Below are 18,308 nucleotides of genomic sequence, written 5' to 3' on the forward strand. Positions count from 1 at the left end.
ATGACAAATGTTTTTTCTTTTCAACAAAGATTGCAAAAGCTGAGAGCGTTGGAGCCGTATGCCTATCAGGTTGCGCATTATCTACTGCAAGACGATGCCGCTGCGGCCGCTRCTTCCCAATCGGCCTTATTGGAAATTAGCCAGCAGGAGGCGTTTCTGATCGAAACGCCAGAGCAGCTTCGCAGCCGCATGAAAAAACTCGTTATTCGCATTTCGTTAGCTCAGTCTCTGCGAATGGCGCAGATTTGAGCGAAACGTCCAATATATTCGGCATAGGGTCCGAATAAAGGGATACATGCCATCTGTATGCTGCCCTACATGTAGAGAGCTGCCCCAATAGCCGTACTGTTCAGCCTTTAATTCCGCATAAAAGCGGCGTTAAAGGCTTTTTATTGCGCTGTGCAATTATCGCGGAGGAAGTAAAGTATGTTATTTTCGAGTACGAATCGTAACATTCTTGGCTAGTACGGCAGAGGCCGCAGCTTTACACTTAGAAAAGTAAGCGCTTTATAAATTAGAACGAAGAGGAGGAATAAATGATGAACAAAGTGAAATATGGAAGAGGCGTTGGCATGCTTGTGGCATGGCTGCTCCTGTTTCAAACCGCTGTTTTTGCTCCAATGGCGATTGCAGAAGCAGACGGAACGGCTGCGAACGAAACGGTCTATGCCTTTGAAGCAGAGGCAGCAAGCAACACGCTTACCGGCAAGGCAGAGGTGAAATCATGCGAGGCGGCAGACGGCTGCTCAGGCAATCAACTGGTTGGAAGCCTATGGGGCGGCTCAACGCTTCGGTTCAATGATGTAAATGTAGCGGCCGCAGGTGTTTATAAAATGACGGTGCATTACATATCTGGCGATCCGAGATCGTTTGCCGTTCGCGTAAACGGCGGACCAAGCGATCTCTATGCGCTGCCCAAAACAGCGGATTGGAACACGCTCGGCACTTATGAGCTGGAGATTGAGCTTGCGCAAGGCGCAAATACAATCCTATTCGATGACGAAGGCGGCTACTCGCCGGATATTGACCTCATCGAGCTGCAGGCTTCTGAACCCGGAACGGATCCGAATGAGCCTCCACTGGGCAGCGGACAAGCGTATGAGGCGGAGTCCAGCCTGAATACGTTATCGGGAAATGCAGGTATCCGAGCTTGTAAAGCGGAAACGGCATGCTCCGGCAATCTAAAGGTGGGCGATATTTGGGGCGGCTCCAAGCTGCAATTCAATCAAATAGAAGCGGAGTCCGAAGGGAATTATACGCTGGCGGTCAGCTATATTTCCGGGGATCCCCGTTCGGTATCGATTAAAGTGAACGATGGCGAGCCTGAGCCTTACTCGCTGCCGGCAACAGCGAGCTGGGACACCCTGGGCTTATTCACAATGGAAGTGAAGCTGCAGGCAGGCAGCAATACGATCACGTTTGACGACAACGGCGGATGGTCGCCGGATGTGGACAAAATCGAGCTCATTCGTTCAGAGGCGCCGGGAGAAAATCCGGATGACGTGGATGGAATCGATAATATTGGAGCGCAGGTTGCCGCAGCCAAATTCGGTTCGATAAAAGTAGCGCAGCACAAGACAGGGTTGACGCTGTCGAACGGCATCTATCAAGTTACGTATAATACCGATTCCGGGCTTGCTGCTTACGATTGGAACGGCAAGACGGTTGCCAAGGGCATATACAGCAGCATTCAACTAGATTCGCAGCTTGATAGCAAAAAATACGCAGAGCATATATTCACCATGAAAAGTGTAGAGAAGATCAAGGATGGTCATGGCAAAGGCGTACGAGTGACGATTGAGAACCGTCAAAGCGGACTGCCGACGATGAAGCAGGTGTATCAGATCTATGAAGGAAAGCCTTATTTTCTGATTAGCCAGCAAGTGAATGGGGAGCAGACGTTAACCACGAATGAAATGTCTCCACTCGTGCTAAATGCAGCTGGGGGAATCGATATCGGCAGCTACGGCGACAACCGCGTGCTGGTTGCTCCATTCGATAACGATGCTTGGTCCAGGTACCAAGCCCGAACGATCAACACGAATTTGAACACGAATAATTATATCAGCTCCGAGCTGACCGCGATTTATGACAATACGAGCCGCGGAGGTTTGGTCATCGGCTCGGTAACACATGACCAGTGGAAAACAGGCGTGTCTTGGAGCGGTTCGAATGACCGCTTGAACAAGCTGAAGGTATACGGCGGCTTTACTTCGCCAAGCTCGACGCATGATACGCTTCCGCATGGGAAAATAACGGGCACGACCCTGACATCGCCGCAAATTCTGGTAGGCTACTATGCGGATTACCGCGATGGTCTCGAGAGCTTCGGGGAAGCGAATGCGGTCGTGGCGCCGCCGCTTTCCTTTAAGCATGGCGTTCCGAAAGGCGTGCCCGTAGGCTGGAACAGCTGGGGCGCTTACGAGAGCAGCCTGAGCTATGACAAAGTCGTAGCCGTTTCCGACTTTTTTAAGAAAAATATGCAGAAATCCTCTTTTGCAAACAAAGGCAATGTGTATATTAATATGGACTCCTACTGGGACAATCTATCCGAGCAGCAGCTGAAACAGGCTGTAAAGGTGATTAACAAAAATGGTCAGAAAGCAGGCATTTACTACGGACCATTCGTGTATTGGGGAGAAAATATGGAGCAGCCCGTAGAGGGCACGAACGGGAAATATACGTATGGCGATATTATACTGCGGGACGCCAGCGGCAATCCGCTTCCTAAAGTGGACGGCGCCTACGCCGTTGATCCGACCCATCCGGGCGCGAAGCAAAGAATGGATTATTACTTCAAGCGTTTCCTAGATTACGGCTTCGAATATATCAAGATTGATTTCTTGAGCCATGGCTCATTCGAAGGCGTTCATTATGATCCGAAGGTACAGACAGGCATTCAAGCTTATAATCAAGGCATGGCGTATATGAACAAGTCGATAGGCGGTAAAATGTTTATCAGCGCATCGATCGCGCCGTTATTCCCAAGCCAATACGCGCATGCTAGGCGGATATCCTGCGATATCGACGGTACGCTTGGCAGAACCGAATACCAGTTGAACAATTTGACTTACGGCTGGTGGCAGAACGGCACGATCTATCCATACACCGATCCGGATTATATGACCCTTGTGAAAGGCGGCTCGTATGCGGCATCGCAGAGTAGGGTTAACTCGGCCGTCATTTCGGGTACGGTATTCATGAACTCGGATGACGTTAACGATCCGGCGGCACAGGAGCTGATGAAGCAGCTGCTGACGAATAAGCAGGTGAACGAGGTTGCGCTGAAGGGCAAAGCCTTTAAACCGGTCGAAGGCAATACAGGAACGGCATCTGCAGATGTATTCGTCTTGAAGGACGGCAAGGACTATTATGTCGCCGTATTTAACTTTACGAATGAAGCAGCCGTCAAAACCGTTGATTTCGCGCATGCCGGCCTGCCGCATGCAGCGAAAGCAAAGGTGACGGATCTTTGGACCAACGAAACCACTCAAGCGACGGGATCATTGCAAGTAGATTTGCTTGGTGCGCAGTCCAAGCTATTCAAAATTACGGTGAAGTAGCAAGAATCGTACGCCGCCATTAAACGAAGAACCCCTTTCGGCATAAGCAGCCGAAGGGGGTTCTTTGGTCATTTTGGTCATTTTGATCATCGCATCCATGCCTACCGCCCTGGAATCCGGATCGTTACAGTAGTGCCGATGCCAAGCCTGCTGTATATCGAAACGCCGTAGGAATCGCCGTACAGCAGCTTGATTCGGTTGTCGACATTGCGGATGCCGTAGCCCGATAACGCGTCGCCCCTTGCCGGAAACTCCTGCGGAGCGCATGCCTGCATGCGCATGCCCATCCCGTCATCAATGACCTTGAGGATGATATCCGGGCCTTCCCGGTACGCTTTGATCATAATGCTGATGCCGAGCTTATCGTCCCAAATGGCATGGTTCATCGCATTTTCTACGAAGGGCTGGAGCGTCAGCTTGACGATCGGGCAGGGCAAGACGGATTCGTCGATCTGATAATGAACGCGAATAAGCTCGGCGAATCGAACCTGCTGGATCGCGACGTAATAACGGGTAAGCTGCACTTCCTCGTGGATCGAGATTTCGTTTTTCCCTTTGTTCAAGGAGATGCGGTAAAACTTAGCCAGATCGGTAACCATTTTATTCATTCTTGGATCTGAATTGCGGATGGCAAGCGATGAAATGGAAGCGAGCGTGTTGTATAGGAAATGCGGATTAATCTGGGCTTGCAGCACATTCATTTCCGCTTCTTTTTTATCGATTTCCTTCTTGTAGACATCAGAGATAAGATTGCTCAGCCGCTGGGACATTTTGCGAAGTACGTTCCCGAGCTGTCCAATCTCGTCGCGTCCGAGCGGACGAATGTCGATATGCTCGAATTCTTCCCGTTCGATGCGGCGGATGATGCCGACTAAATATTCTACGCGCTTGGTGAACAATCTGGCTGTGACATAGATAAGGAGTGCCATGACGCTGAAGCTGATTAGCGCATAGACCAGTATCCGCTTTGCCGTTTTGTTGGCTTTGGATAGGAAGCTGCTATAGGGAACGAGTGAGACGCTTTTCCAGCCGAACTTGGTCGTGTTGTAGACGACTAGCATTTTCTCGCCGTTAAAGGTGCTGTCAAAGCGGCCTTCCTCACCATCCGGAAAGTCAGTCGTTATAAACTGCTGCAAAGGACGGTTCAGCATTTTTTTGTCCTTCGTGGACATAATAATGCCTCGCTCGTTAACGATCAGCACGGTTTTGTCCGTAGACTCTTTCTCCATCAAACGGAAAATATCCGATTCCAGGATGTTGATCGTTAAAATGCCGTATACCGTATCGAGCTTGCCGATATTCAGCATGCGCGAGAGCGTGAACATCGACGGCTGGTCGATGACTGGCGGCGTGGATATGAACCGTACGTTTCCATAGGTGTTGAGCAGCGAACGGTAAATGCTCGATTTGCGGAATTCGTCATCCATTCTTCGGATATAGATATCGTCCGTTGGAAGCGAGTCGTTGTTAATATAGACCGAAATCGATTTAATATCCGGATTGGTTGTCAGCATGTTGGAGAAGGTGCTGTTAATATATTGATAGGCATCCACGTACAAAGAAGGGTCCATCGAATAATCGTTGGTCAAATAGGCACGGAGCGTACTGTTTAAATACAGCGTCGCCGAAAGCTTCGTGTAGGTATCCAGCTTGTTCTCTAAGTTTGAGTTGATCTGGGCGACTGACGATACGGAATTCGTGTACATCTGGTCAGAAAGCTCGCTTTTGACCGTTTGATAGGAATAGGAAACAAAAAAGAGCAAGGGAATGATCGCACCGAGTAAAAACATGAGAAATAGCTTTTCTCTCAGCCGTAAATTATTAAAGGGCTTGGTCATCCAGCCCGTTAGACGTTTCATGGTTGCTCACTCCAGCCTAAAAATACATTTTCCGAAATTCGTTTGGGGTACTGCCCTTATGCTTGTAGAAAACCGAACAGAAATAGGAGACATTCTCATATCCGACGTTATGGGCCACCTCGCGCACCTTTAGCGCTTTATCCTTCAGCAGCTCGGCAGCGTGATTAATCCTGACCTTTGTCAAATAATCAAGAATGGTTTCGCCCATTTTTTCTTTGAAAATCGTGCGGATATAGTTCGGTGAGAGATATACCTCCTTGGCAATCTCTTCGACCGTTAGCGGCAAGTGATGCCGTTCGGCGATGATCCTGACGATTTGCTCGGCGATCGCTTGATTGCGATCAATCTCCCTTTCACTGGAGGCCTTTCTCATCTCATCGCAGAAATGAAGAACATAGGCCTGGATATGCGCCGCAGAGGGCATCATTGATATCGCTTTCCAATGATCCGCCAGCAGCAGCTCCTTAAGCGAGCCTGCAAGCAGCATGGAGAAATGCTGCTCCAAAGCGGTTAACAAACGAATAACTGCACGGATAGCAAAATTTCGATCCATCCGTTCTTTTTGAACGCGTGCAAATAAAGAGTCAAGCTCTATACGAATTTGTTCCATGTCGTCAGCTTGAATAAAAGAAGCCAGCTTCGCGGAGGTCTGTTCGACATCCTCATCGGTTTGCACGGTCGGTTTAAGATCTTCAGGGATGATGATGCCACCGCCCGTTCGGTAGAATTTCTCTTCATTGCAGGAGCGGGCTTGCACATACGCATCCCAAATCCGATCAAGCTCGATCTGCGGCGAAGACAAGCCAATCGTGACCTCAAAGCCGAGGGAGACGGACAGCTGCGCTTGGAAGCTGTCCCAGAAGCCAGCGTTCAATTCCGGTGTGCGTTGTTCTTCCTTCCATTGATGAAGAATAAACAGCGCATGCGGCGCAGCTTCCACGATCGTAAAGGATGCCCATGATTGCCTGGCAAAGGCCCGAACGAATTCGGTTCGGTCGGCGGGTACAGCTGCAGACGGTAGAGGGGCGGGATAGGCCGCAGACGAGTCAAAGGTCACATAGGCTGCTGTAAACGGCCTGCCATGCACAAAGTCTGCCGCGCTTTGCTCCCACCTCCTGATCCATTCCGACCGGGCAGCCGGATCCGGCTCGCTGATCATACGCATCATCAGCTTTTCGCGAACCCAATCCCCGCTTTGATCCGCCAATTGATCCTCTTCGCACTTTTTCTTCACCTTCTCAAGAAGGGCAAGCAGCTCCTCCATATCAATCGGCTTCAATAAGTAGCCTGTAGCCTCAATGTTGAGCGCTGCCTTAATATATTGAAACTCATTGTGGCCGCTTAAATAGATGATCTTGACGTTTTTGTCGATTTGCTTCGCCCTTCTGCCAAACTCAAGACCGTCCATGATCGGCATGCGGACATCCGTCAGAATCATATCGGGCTTCAGCTCGGCCAGCTTGCCAAGCGCTTCTTTGCCGTTGCGTGCGGTACCCGCCACGGTAATGCCGATTTTGTCCCACGGGACGTAATGCTCAATCGTCTCGAGCTCTATCGCTTCATCATCCACTAATAAAATACTAAACATGCCTGTCCCCACCTTTATCTCATGTAACGGGATGTTTAACTAGTTTATCCGCTATGACGCATTTCAACAATGGAGCATTTGGAAGTGTGTCGCTTTGGGTTACGAATCGGTAAATGCTTGTATAGAATGAGCCGCCAGCCAGACCTATAATGAAAACACAAAGCAACGCAAGACTGGCAGGAGGCTATCACATGGAATCAATAATGAAAGCGGAACCAAGCAAATCCGTACCCCCTAAAGGGAAACGCGGCATAAGTAAGACTAGTGTATGGGCGAGACTGAAGGAGCAGCGGCTGTTATACGTGCTCATGCTGCCGGCCTTAATCGTCACGCTGTTGTTCTCGTACGTTCCGATGTTCGGTTTGTACATGGCATTTATTAATTACTCTCCGGGCGGCGGTTCGTTTTTCGGACAGTTTTTCACGACAGAATTTGTCGGTCTGGAATGGTTCAATTATTTCTTTACGAACGGTGACTTCTACCGGGTTATGCGAAATACGCTGGCGCAAAGCTTCCTATCCTTGCTGTTCGGCTTCCCGATGCCAATCATTCTGGCACTGATGATCAACGAGCTGAGGAACGGCTGGTTCAAGAAAACCTTTCAAACGGTATCCTACATGCCTCACTTTATTTCATGGGTTATCGCAGCCAACATCATCATTACGGTGCTCTCCTCCGGAGGCGTCCTCAACAATATTCTTACAGGTCTCGGGTTTATTGATGAACCGATTCAGTTTATGCAGAAGGGACCTTTGTTCTGGTGGATTATCGCGATATCGAATACGTGGAAGGATATGGGCTTTAACGCCATTATGTACTTGGCAGCCATATCGGCTATTAACCCGGAGCTATATGAAGTCGCGAAGGTTGACGGAGCAAGCCGGCTAAAGCAGATTCTTCATATCACGTTGCCATCGATCAAGCCTACGGTTATTATTCTGGCTATTCTGGCTGTTGGAGGCATTTTGAACGCAGGCTTCGACCAGCAATTTTTGCTGCAAAACAATACCGTGCTCCAATATTCCGAAGTTATCGATACGTACACGTATAAATACGGTTTGCAAAACGGGATGTTCTCTTACGGTGCAGCTGTCGGTTTGTTCAAATCGGTCGTCGCTTTCATCCTGGTCTTAAGCGTCAATACGATGGCCAAAAAAATGAATGAGCAGTCGTTGTTCTAGTAAAAAAGAAAGAGGAGATCACGCTATGATCAAGTCCAAAAATGACTTTCTGTTTATGTCCGGCGTTTACTTATTCATCATCGCCGTATTTATCGTAACCTTCTATCCGTTCTGGAATATTTTCATTATTTCATTGAATAGCGCCGAGGATACGCTGCGAGGCAATTTGTATCTGTGGCCGAGAGATTTCAGCTTGGCGAGCTATAAGCAAATTTTATCCGACAGCGAGATCTGGACGGCCATTAAAGTAACCGTGCTGCGAACGGTCGTCGGTACGCCGCTGGCAGTCGTCGTCATCAGCATGCTGGCCTTCTCGCTCAGCAAGAAAGAGCTGGTCGGCAATCGTTTCTGGTCCTTGTACTTTGTATTTACGATGTATTTTGGCGGCGGGCTGATTCCTTATTACATGGTGCTTAAGAGCCTGCACCTGATCGACAATTTTATGGTCTTTATATTGCCAAGCATGATGAACGTCTTCTATATGATTATCGTGCGGACCTTCATGCAGCAGCTTCCTCAGGAGCTCGACGAGTCGGCCAAAATGGATGGCGCCAATTACATGCAAATTTTCTTTAAAATCATTTTGCCGCTGACGACGCCCGTGCTTGCAACCATCGGGATGTTCACGGCGATCATGCACTGGAATTCATGGTTCGATTCCTATGTCTTCACCTACAGCTCAGATCTGAAAACGCTGCAGGCGGTGCTCGTTAAAATTTTGAATCAATATCAGACGGGAGCCATGGTTGGCGATGCGCAGCAGCTTGCCGATGCATCCAAGCGGATGGCGGTATCGCCGGATACGATTCGGATGGCCGCGACGATGGTTGCAACGCTGCCGATCCTGATGGTTTATCCATTCCTTCAAAAGTATTTCGTGAAAGGCATGACGCTGGGCGCTGTTAAGAGCTAGTCCTGCGAAGCGCTATTAGTGGAGGTGATGCGATCGCTCAGGCGCAATGTTTTTGATTGAAAATGTACTATAATAAGATCACGAACAAGGGGGATTTATACGATGAAAATGAAAAAATGGCTAGTGATGTTTCTAAGCGTTATCGTTGTGATTTCGGTGTTATCCGCTTGCGGCTCCAATAATAACTCAAAAAATAACGGCAATTCTCCTGCCGCAGAGAATGGCACTTCTGGGGAAGCAGGCGATAATGAGCCGTTGACCATTACTTTTTTCGATAAAAATACAGGCGATAAATTCAGCAATGCCGTAGCGGAGGAAATTACGAAGCGTACGGGCATTACGGTTGAAATCCAGCAGCCGACGGGCAATCCGGCGGAGAAGCTTAACCTGATGCTGGCGAGCGACGATTTGCCGGACATGATCTTGTTTGACCGTAGAAGCGATCTCGTTAACAAATATATCGAATCAGGCGCCATTATCCCATTAAATGATCTTATCGATGAGTATGGCCCTGACGTAACGACGATGTATGGCGATGTATTGAACAAAACACGCTACAAGGACGGGAAAAACTACTACCTCTCCAATTGGTACGGCGTGGAAAATGAACCGGTTTACAGCTTCAATATCCGTAAAGATATTTTGAAGGAGCTTGCACCGGATAAGGCTGAGGGCGGCGTGCCGTTCACCGCTTCCGAGTTCAAACAGCTGCTGCAAGATTTTAAAGCAAAATATCCGACGATCGAAGGCAAGGAAACGACAGCGCTTACGATGGATGGCGAAAACTTTGGCGGATCGTTCGGTACGTTCAAGGGGATGTTTGGCCTGAAGCAATTCTACGAAAACAATGGCCAAATCCAATTTGATGTCAAAGATCCTAAATACCGCGATATGGTTATGTATATGAATGACTTGTACCGCAGCGGCCTGCTCGACAAGGAATGGGCGATTAACAAGAAGCAAGTATGGGAGCAAAAGCTCGCTACGGGCAACGTTTTCTCAACGACCGGCTCCTACTGGGATCCAGGCGCGGCCAATACGATCTTATTGAAGGATCGCGGCGAGCAGTCGCAGCTATTCCCGTATAAAGTGGTTGCCGATGGCGTAGATCCGGGCAAAACGACGTACGGCGGACGCAGCTCGCTGGGCTGGGACGCGATTACAATTACGAAGAAAAACAAAAATCCAGAGCGCACGATGAAATTTATGAACTTCCTTGCTAGCGAGGAAGGGCAGTACCTCTTGATGTGGGGCGTCGAAGGCGTTCACTGGGATATGAAGGATGGCAAACGCACGCCGCGTCCTGAGGTGCTCGCAGGCTTCAAAAATGATTTCAACAACTATGCGAAGTCTACTGGTATCCGCAAATGGACTTGGTTTATCAAGAACGGCAAAGGCACAGACGGCACGCCTTATGACCTTGCTGGCCGCTACGAGCGCGGAGTTGTGGACCAAATGGCTATCAAGAACTTGTCTGATTCCGTTTACGATACCGTCCTCTACGACGCATTGGGGCCGCAGGGCGGAACACCTGAAGCATTGAATGAGCAGAAGGTGAACGACATTACGAAACAAGCATTGACGAAAGCGATTATGGCTAAGACAGCTGAGGATGCAGGAACGATCTATGACAAAATGCTGAGCGATATGAAAGCAGCTGGCGACGAGAAGGTTGAAGCCATCTTTACGACAAACTACAAAGAACGCGTGGAGCTTTGGAAATAATCCAAACGGCGCAAAGGGGGCCGGCTCAGCCGGCCTCCTTTCATTATATTAGAGGAGCTGACGAAGATGGAAATCGGAACATTCAAAATCGAGCACGGACAAGGCGAATTTATTGTGGCTAATGAGGTCATTCAGGCAACCGCAAACCTAGCGAGCGGCGAGCTGACTCTGCGCTGGAGCAGCGGCGAAGCCTTGAGCGGCCTTTATGCAGAAGCACGCTACGGGCTGGCGCAGCTGCGTACTGCCTATTACAGCAAGCACCTCGTTCAAGAGTCCAAGATTCAACCAATCGAGGACGGGTTTGGCAAAGGCTTGCGCTGGAGCTTTGAACATGAGGAGCTTGGCAAGCCGACGCTGCGCCAGCATTTCCGGATGTACGAGCAGCTGCCGTATTTGCTGACAGAGCTTGAGGCCGAAAGCGAATTCGAATGGGAGACGAATGAACTGACACCGCTTGCCGCGTATTTGAATGATGGAAGCGTAGCCGAATTCGGCGATAGCACGGGACCGGTTGAGGAAATCAGAACGCTGTTCATTCCCTTCGATAACGATAAATGGGTGCGCTTTGCTTCCCACGCGATTCCATGCAGCGTGCAGAGCTACGAGACGACGGCGATTTACCGTTCGCAGAGCAGGAACGGTTTTGTCATTGGATCGGTTACGCATGACAGCTGGAAAACAGGTATCGTCGTGGAAGGCACCTTTGCAGAAGCGGTCGGACGGCTGCGCGTCTTTGGCGGCGCAGCCGACATGCAGACGAGAGACACATTGGCGCACGGGGCTCTTCGCGGGAAAAGCATCGTTTCGCCGACGATCTTCGTAGGTGCATTCGCCGATTATCGCGACGGGCTTGAGCAATACGGCAAGGCGAATGCTGTGCTTACACCTGCACTACCATGGGAAGGCGGCATTCCGATGGGCTGGAACAGCTGGTCGGCCGTAATGAGCAAGCTGGATTACGAGGTGTACACGCATACCTCCGATTTCTTTGCCAAGGAGCTGCAGCAGAACGGCTTCGCCGACGATAGCGACAGCTTGTACGTGAATTTTGATGCGTTCTGGAACAGCCTGCCCGAAGAGCAGCTAAAGGATGCCGTTCGAAGGGTGAAGGGGAACGGTCAGAAGCCAGGCATCTACTACACGCCGTTCGCATTCTGGGGAAGCAACCCGGATTCACCTGTGGAAGGGACGGATGGCCGTGTGCTCTACCGCGATATTCTCATTAAGGATCAGGCGGGGCTGCCGCTTCCGAAGCTGGATGGCGCGTTCCCGATCGATCCGACGCATCCGGAAGCGCAGGAGCGGATCAAGAGAAGTCTGGACAGCTTCGTGGAGCTCGGATTCGACTATGTGAAGCTCGACTTCCTGACGCATGGCGCGATGGAAGGGGTCTTCCATGATGAGAGCGTGCGGACGGGCATTCAGGCCTATAACATAGGGATGGCGCTTGTTAGGGATACGCTTGCCCCAGAGCGGGTTGGTCGTCCATTCCTGATCAATTTGTCCATTGCACCGCTGTTTCCGCATGGCTATGCGCACAGCCGCCGCGTATCCTGCGACGCTTTCGGAATGATTAGCGATACCGAATATATGCTTAATGCGCTAACTTACGGATGGTGGATTAATGACAACCTCTATCGGTACAACGACCCGGATCACGTGGTACTGTACAAGAGCGACAACCAGCGCGCAACTACCGAGCACGAGGGCAGAAGCCGCTTGAACAGTGCCGTAATTGCAGGCACCTCCCTGCTGCTCGGCGATGATTACCGCGAGCCGGAGGCTGCGCGCCGGGCGAAGGCATGGATGACGAACCGCGAGGTTATGGCACTTGCGCGCAGGGGGCAAACCTTTAAGCCCGTTGAGGGAAGAAGCGGCAGCAAGGGCGAGAATGTATTCGTGCTCCATACCGAGAACGGTGTATATGCGGCTGCTTTCAACTTTGACGGAGATACGGGATGCACAATCCTTGCATCATTTGCAAGACTTGGCATAGATTCCTCTAAGGGGATAGTTGTTCGGGATTTGTGGAGCGGGCAAGAGCTTAATCTGGAAGCGGGAAGCGGCGAGCATGGCAACGAGCTGGCGCCTGCCGAGTCGAGGCTGCTGCTGTTTAAACAAGCTTAATCGAAGGATAAGCTGCTTAAATCGTAGAAAAACGAAGAGAAATGATTATTTATTCATAAAAACCAAACAATTTGCGAAAAATCCGTGACCTTTGGCTTACTTTCCCGTATTATCCCCTATAGCGATTTCTGATCGCATATCTAAGAGATGCTTGAAAGGGGAGAGATGTCATTGAGCTTCATGGATCAGAACCAGAACCAGCCGCAGAATCATAGCATGGGCGGCGGACGGCGGCCGCCAGAGCTGAAACCGGGTACATTAAAGAAAATTATATTCGGCGCAGCAGCCGCAGTCGTTGTTATTTATGTAGGATCAACTTCCTTCTACACGGTACAGGAGCAGGAGAGGGCAGCCATTCTTACGTTCGGGAAGTATTCCAACGAAACCTCAGCGGGGCTGCATTTCAAATGGCCTTATCCGATTCAGCAGGTCATAACCGTTCCGGCGGAGCTGACTCAGCGCATTCATATCGGCTACCGCCAAGAGGGCTCGGAATCCATTCCGGTGGATGAGGAAGCGATGATGATTACGGGCGATGAGAATATCGTGTCGGCAGATGCGGTCGTGCAGTGGAAAATTAGCAATATTCATGATTACTTATACAATATCTCGGATGCAGAGCAGTTTTTGCGCAATGCGGCTAGCTCTTCGATCCGTGCCGTAATCGGTTCGGAGAAGCTTGATTATGCGATTACCGACGGTAAAACGGTCATTCAAGATAAGGTTCGGGAGAAGCTGATCGAGCTGCAGGCCAAGTATAAAACAGGCATTCAAATTATCGATATTAAATTTCAGGACATCGAGCCTCCGAGCGGCCAGGTAGCGGAAGCTTTCCGCGAAGTAACGAATGCGCGCGAGGAAAAGAACACCAAGATCAACAATGCCGCGAAGTATGAGAACGACCGCATACCGAAAGCGCGCGGTGAAGCGCAGGCTCTGCTTGAGAACGCGGAAGGCCAGAAGAAATCGCGTATCCTGAACGCGGAGGGCGATGTTGCCAAATTCAACGCGATATTCGGCGAGTACAAAAACAACCCGAACGTTACCCAAAGCCGTTTGGTGCTGGAGACGCTCGAGAAAATATTGCCGAGCGCCAAAATTTTCATTACGAATTCAAACAGCGATACCGTCAACTACCTGCCTTTGAATGAGCTGCTGAAAAGCGGCAGCGGCAGCACGGTTACGCCGCCTGCCACAACGCCGCCTGCTTCGGAAGCTCCAAAAGGAGGTGATGCGCAATGAAAAGAAACCATTGGATAACGGTCATTATTGCGCTAGTCGTTGTTATTCTAGGCTCAGGCTCCATGTTTATCGTGAAGGAAGGCGAATACAAGGTTGTGCTTCGGTTCGGAGAAGCGATGCGAGCCGTTCCCGATCCAGGCCTGAAGTTCAAGCTGCCGTTCATTGAAAACGTATCGACGCTGCCGAAATATCAAATGACCTATGAGAGCAGCCCGACGACCATACTGACAAAGGACCAGAAGCCAATCGTTGTAGATAACTATACCGTTTGGCGCATTACGAACGCATCGCAGTTTTTGAGAACGGTGCAATCGGTAAGCGGAGGCATTCAGCGGATCGACGAGGCCGTGTACAACTCGGTTAGGCGTAAGCTGTCCGAGGTCAATTACGACAATATTATCAGCGAGAACACGGCGCGGGGCAATATCAATGACGAGATTACCAAAGATGTCGTGACGGCTTTGACCAGAGACAACTACGGCATCGAAGTCATTGACGTCCGCATCAAGCGTACCGACTTGCCGGAGGAGAACAAGCAGAGTGTATACAACCGCATGATCTCCGACCGTCAGTCCATTGCGGCAAGGTACTTGTCCGAGGGTGATGAGGAGTCGCGCAAAATTACGTCCAAAGCGGACCGTACCGCGACTGAGCTGCTTGCGCAGGCGCAGGCTGACGCCAAAAAAATCGTCGCGGAGGGCGAGCGCGAAGCTGCCGTTATCTATAACAAAGCATACGGCAGCGATCCGCAGTTCTACAATTTCTATCGGACGCTTGAAAGCTACACGACCACGCTTAAGAATGAGCCGGTCATTATGATTCCGATCGATTCTCCTTATGCCAAAATTTTATTAGGCCAATAACATGCCGTCCCCTTCGCCTTGGCGAAGGGGATTTGTTTTTGTGCCTATTACAAAATTTTAAACGGTGGATGCACAAAATATTGCATTGTTGGAAGCGCTCTCTAAAGGCAAGATAGAGCTAAGGGCATATCGAATGTCCGTCTATCCATCCATGGGGAGGGAAATAAGGAATGAAGCAGGGAATAAGAAGAGGTTTGCAGGTCATGCTTGCGTTTATGCTATTGGCGGCGGGAAGTATTCCGTTCGGTGCGGCTGTCTCGGCAGCGGCGGTTGTCATTTCTCAGTCAGGCAGTGTTGTAACCGCTACCAATGGGGAGCTTGCGATTACGTACGATTTGTCTGACGGGCGAGGAGATTTCAAATCCGGCAGCACGGTCATTATGTCGGACTTCTATTCGGATTATGGGGTGGTAGGCAGCACAAGCCGCATCAGCTCTTACGATGCTGGAACTCGCTCAGCCAGCTGGGCATCAATTGGCGCTGACGGATACGGGACAGGCGGCAAGCAGCTGACGATTACGAATACGCTGGCGTCTGGCTCCACTATTACTCTGACGATCAAAATGTACGAGAACCGGTCATTCGTGCTTGCAGGCATGACGGTGAACAAGTCCGTAAGCCAAACGATAAACTTTATGGAGCCGATTGCATCCGCCAATTTGGATATCGGTGCGGGATCGGATAAACGCATTTATACAACGCCTTATACGAACAATTACGATTTCGGGGTGGCGCCTGTCAATGACTTCGGCAATAGCCAGAATGGGAATGACAGGCCTTATGGGGCTGGAGAAACCTGGGGCGCATTTAACGGGACAAGCTACTGGGTCGCTTCGATGTTCGACAACACGAACAAGCACGGTTTCATTGCGGGCGCCGCGACGACCTTCAAGTGGAAGAGCATGCAATACTTGCGGCAGGCGAGCACGGCTAACGGCAGCTTAACCGGCTTCTCTGTCTACAATGCCGGAGGTCAGCAGAGCGGAACCTCCGTATCCAGCGATCAATTTTTCTTGGGCTATTTCTCTGATTACCAAGCGGGACTTGAGCAATTCGGCGAGATGTATGCCGTTGCCGAGCCGAAGCTGGACTGGGCCGACGATGTGCCAATCGGCTTCAATACTTGGTATGCCTATTACACGTATCCAACAGCTGACGCGATGCTGCCGATGACCGATTATTTCGAAGAGCATCTGAAATCGCTTGGCTACAACTACATGAATCTGGATTGCTGCTACCAAGGCGTGGAAGGCGCAACCGATTTGCAGAACCTAGAGGATTTCGTGGACTATGTGCACGGGAAGGGAATGAAAGCAGGCACCTACTCGGCACCGTTCGCGATCTTCGACGACTTAGCCGCTACGGTACCGGGCACCTCCTACACATTCGGCAATATCGCGCTGAAGGATGCGAGCGGCAGCCCGATCAAATCGTATATCAACACGTATATCGTCGATGCGACGCATCCAGGTGGGAGAGCCTATATCCAGTGGGTCATGGACAATTACCATGTAGCACCGGGATTTGATTACGTAAAGCTTGATTTCATCGACCTCGGCATGTATGACGGGAAGTTTTACGACACGACGAAAAACGGAATGCAAGCATATCGAATCGGGATGGAGCTCATGCGCGATACGCTGCTGGCTGCTCCTCAGGACATCTATATCAATGAATCGATCGCTCCGCTGCTACCGGGCGGTTACGCTCATGGCAGAAGGACTGGCGTCGATACGACTATTGGGCTTGAGTCCTATCCGGGCATAGAGCGGCAGGCGTTCAACGCGGCAGCATCCTGGTGGACGAACGGAACGTTGTATGCCTATAACGACGTGGATATGATTTTCCCGGAAAGCGTGATTGACGGGTTCAATAAAGTGACGCTTAACGAAGGCACGCTGCTCTCTACGGCGATCGCGCTCGGAGGCGGACATTGGCTAGTTGGAGACAATGTACCGTTTATTTCGGAGGACAGGATGGCTATTCTGCAAAACGAGGGCATTCTGGATCTAGTCAAAAAAGGAAACGCCGCAAAGCCGGTCAAAATGACTAATTTCTATCATAAGCTCGAGCATTCGCCAAGCGCGATCTACTTAACGGACACGAACGGAGACCGTATTGTCGGGCTTTCGAATTGGGATATGAACAACACTGCTCCCGTTACGCTTTCATTCAGTGATCTTGGGTTAAGCCCAAGCAGGGCGTTTACCTTGACCGAAATCTACAGCCAGACGAAGCTCGGGACGTACACGGGCAGCTTCTCCAGGACGTTGAAGCCTGGCGAATCGATCATTATCCGGATATCGGCCAATGCCTCATCGCTTCCAACGGCGCCGACGAATCTAGCGCTCGGAAAAACGGCGACGGCATCGTCCACTTGGACTGCCGGAGCTGGATATGAGGCATCCAAAGCGATCGATGGCAGTCTAAGCACAAGATGGAGTGCCGAGAACGGAACATCCAGCAATCAGTGGCTAGAGGTTAATCTGGGGTCTGCCACAAACGTGAACCGCGTCGTCGTCAGCGAATACGGATCTGGAAGCCAGAGCTTCCAGATCGAAACGTATGCGCTTCAATATTGGAATGGTTCGAGCTATGTGAATCTCAGTCAGAACTTTACGGTCGGTGACCGCAGAGTATTCAACTTCCCGACTGTCTCCACATCGAAGCTCCGATTATACGTGAAGACCGCAAGGTTCATTCCGTCCATTCAGGAAATCGAGGTTTATAACGTAGCTGGCAATACCGGAAGCCGGATCGACCAGGACAACAGCGGATCAGCGTATTCGACCTATTCGGATATCCGCGCTTCGATTCAGCGGATGCAAACTTTCACCCTTACGCAATCGAGCTTACCGAGAATGGATGTTTATCTGTACGAGAACTATGTGAACAAATTGCCGGAGGATAACTTGTATCTCGACATTGTGTTATTGGATGCAAGCAATAACCCGGTGCAGACGCTGTTCAGCGCCGCTCTGCATCCGAGTAATATTCCTGGGGCTGCTACGCCGTATGCCGTTTATCCGCGGTTGACGGGGCTGGATACGACGAAGAAATACGGGCTCGTGCTGCGCTCGCCGGAAACGCTCGACGACAGCTCAACAAGCAATAAGTACGGTTTTGCGTATAGCGACGCGAATCCTTACGCCGGCGGCTTCGCTAGACTTTCCACGAATGGCGGCTCGACTTGGTCAACCGAAAGCAGCGGAAATCGCGATTTAATCTTTACCATTTATAAATAAAG

At 50.4% G+C, this 18,308-nt stretch carries 11 protein-coding genes; 9 read left to right on the forward strand and 2 right to left on the reverse strand.

The features are described 5' to 3' along the window. Positions 1-249, forward strand: a complete 249-nt coding sequence (locus AB4Z29_RS19195) for a hypothetical protein (RefSeq protein ID WP_441944616.1) — start codon at positions 1-3, stop codon at positions 247-249. Between the two features lie 287 nt (positions 250-536). Then, positions 537-3,563 carry a carbohydrate-binding protein gene (locus tag AB4Z29_RS19200; protein ID WP_441944617.1) on the forward strand — a complete coding sequence of 1,009 codons (3,027 nt, stop codon included), beginning with the start codon at positions 537-539 and terminating at the stop codon, positions 3,561-3,563. 101 nt (positions 3,564-3,664) lie between these two features. On the opposite strand, the gene AB4Z29_RS19205 is transcribed toward AB4Z29_RS19200, so the two are convergent. After that, positions 3,665-5,422, reverse strand: coding sequence for a sensor histidine kinase (locus tag AB4Z29_RS19205; RefSeq protein WP_441944618.1), 1,758 nt, complete (start codon positions 5,420-5,422; stop codon positions 3,665-3,667). A 16-nt stretch (positions 5,423-5,438) separates the two neighbouring features. Next, positions 5,439-7,010 carry a response regulator transcription factor gene (locus AB4Z29_RS19210; RefSeq protein ID WP_441944619.1) on the reverse strand — a complete coding sequence of 524 codons (1,572 nt, stop codon included), beginning with the start codon at positions 7,008-7,010 and terminating at the stop codon, positions 5,439-5,441. Between the two features lie 191 nt (positions 7,011-7,201). Here AB4Z29_RS19210 and AB4Z29_RS19215 point away from each other — a divergent pair, with 191 nt between their 5' ends. From AB4Z29_RS19215 to AB4Z29_RS19245, 7 genes are all read left to right on the forward strand, one after another. Beyond that, a complete protein-coding gene (locus AB4Z29_RS19215; protein ID WP_441944620.1) occupies positions 7,202-8,191 on the forward strand; it encodes an ABC transporter permease in 990 nt (329 codons plus the stop codon). A gap of 25 nt (positions 8,192-8,216) precedes the next feature. Beyond that, positions 8,217-9,104, forward strand: a complete 888-nt coding sequence (locus AB4Z29_RS19220; protein WP_183559180.1) for a carbohydrate ABC transporter permease — start codon at positions 8,217-8,219, stop codon at positions 9,102-9,104. A 102-nt stretch (positions 9,105-9,206) separates the two neighbouring features. Beyond that, positions 9,207-10,829, forward strand: coding sequence for an extracellular solute-binding protein (locus AB4Z29_RS19225; protein ID WP_441944621.1), 1,623 nt, complete (start codon positions 9,207-9,209; stop codon positions 10,827-10,829). A 66-nt stretch (positions 10,830-10,895) separates the two neighbouring features. Then, positions 10,896-12,956, forward strand: a complete 2,061-nt coding sequence (locus AB4Z29_RS19230) for an alpha-galactosidase (protein ID WP_441944622.1) — start codon at positions 10,896-10,898, stop codon at positions 12,954-12,956. 180 nt (positions 12,957-13,136) lie between these two features. After that, a complete protein-coding gene (gene hflK / locus AB4Z29_RS19235) occupies positions 13,137-14,198 on the forward strand; it encodes an FtsH protease activity modulator HflK (protein ID WP_441944683.1) in 1,062 nt (353 codons plus the stop codon). Continuing rightward, positions 14,195-15,061 carry a protease modulator HflC gene (hflC, locus tag AB4Z29_RS19240; protein WP_441944623.1) on the forward strand — a complete coding sequence of 289 codons (867 nt, stop codon included), beginning with the start codon at positions 14,195-14,197 and terminating at the stop codon, positions 15,059-15,061. Before hflK ends, hflC begins: the two co-directional genes overlap by 4 nt. A 170-nt stretch (positions 15,062-15,231) precedes the next feature. Further along, a complete protein-coding gene (locus AB4Z29_RS19245) occupies positions 15,232-18,306 on the forward strand; it encodes a discoidin domain-containing protein (RefSeq protein ID WP_441944624.1) in 3,075 nt (1,024 codons plus the stop codon). The last annotated feature ends 2 nt before the right edge of the window (positions 18,307-18,308 follow it).

Origin of the sequence: Paenibacillus sp. 2TAB23, from assembly GCF_052115165.1 — a bacterium.
Taxonomy (GTDB): Bacteria; Bacillota; Bacilli; order Paenibacillales; family Paenibacillaceae; genus Pristimantibacillus.

Excerpts from the sequence above, each read along its gene's own strand:
- AB4Z29_RS19200 (WP_441944617.1), top strand. The coding sequence starts at position 537 with ATGATGAACAAAGTGAAATATGGAAGAGGCGTTGGCATGCTTGTGGCA.
- AB4Z29_RS19205 (WP_441944618.1), bottom strand. The coding sequence starts at position 5,422 with ATGAAACGTCTAACGGGCTGGATGACCAAGCCCTTTAATAATTTACGG.
- AB4Z29_RS19210 (WP_441944619.1), bottom strand. The coding sequence starts at position 7,010 with ATGTTTAGTATTTTATTAGTGGATGATGAAGCGATAGAGCTCGAGACG.
- AB4Z29_RS19215 (WP_441944620.1), top strand. The coding sequence starts at position 7,202 with ATGGAATCAATAATGAAAGCGGAACCAAGCAAATCCGTACCCCCTAAA.
- AB4Z29_RS19220 (WP_183559180.1), top strand. The coding sequence starts at position 8,217 with ATGATCAAGTCCAAAAATGACTTTCTGTTTATGTCCGGCGTTTACTTA.
- AB4Z29_RS19225 (WP_441944621.1), top strand. The coding sequence starts at position 9,207 with ATGAAAATGAAAAAATGGCTAGTGATGTTTCTAAGCGTTATCGTTGTG.
- AB4Z29_RS19230 (WP_441944622.1), top strand. The coding sequence starts at position 10,896 with ATGGAAATCGGAACATTCAAAATCGAGCACGGACAAGGCGAATTTATT.
- hflK (WP_441944683.1), top strand. The coding sequence starts at position 13,137 with ATGGATCAGAACCAGAACCAGCCGCAGAATCATAGCATGGGCGGCGGA.
- hflC (WP_441944623.1), top strand. The coding sequence starts at position 14,195 with ATGAAAAGAAACCATTGGATAACGGTCATTATTGCGCTAGTCGTTGTT.
- AB4Z29_RS19245 (WP_441944624.1), top strand. The coding sequence starts at position 15,232 with ATGAAGCAGGGAATAAGAAGAGGTTTGCAGGTCATGCTTGCGTTTATG.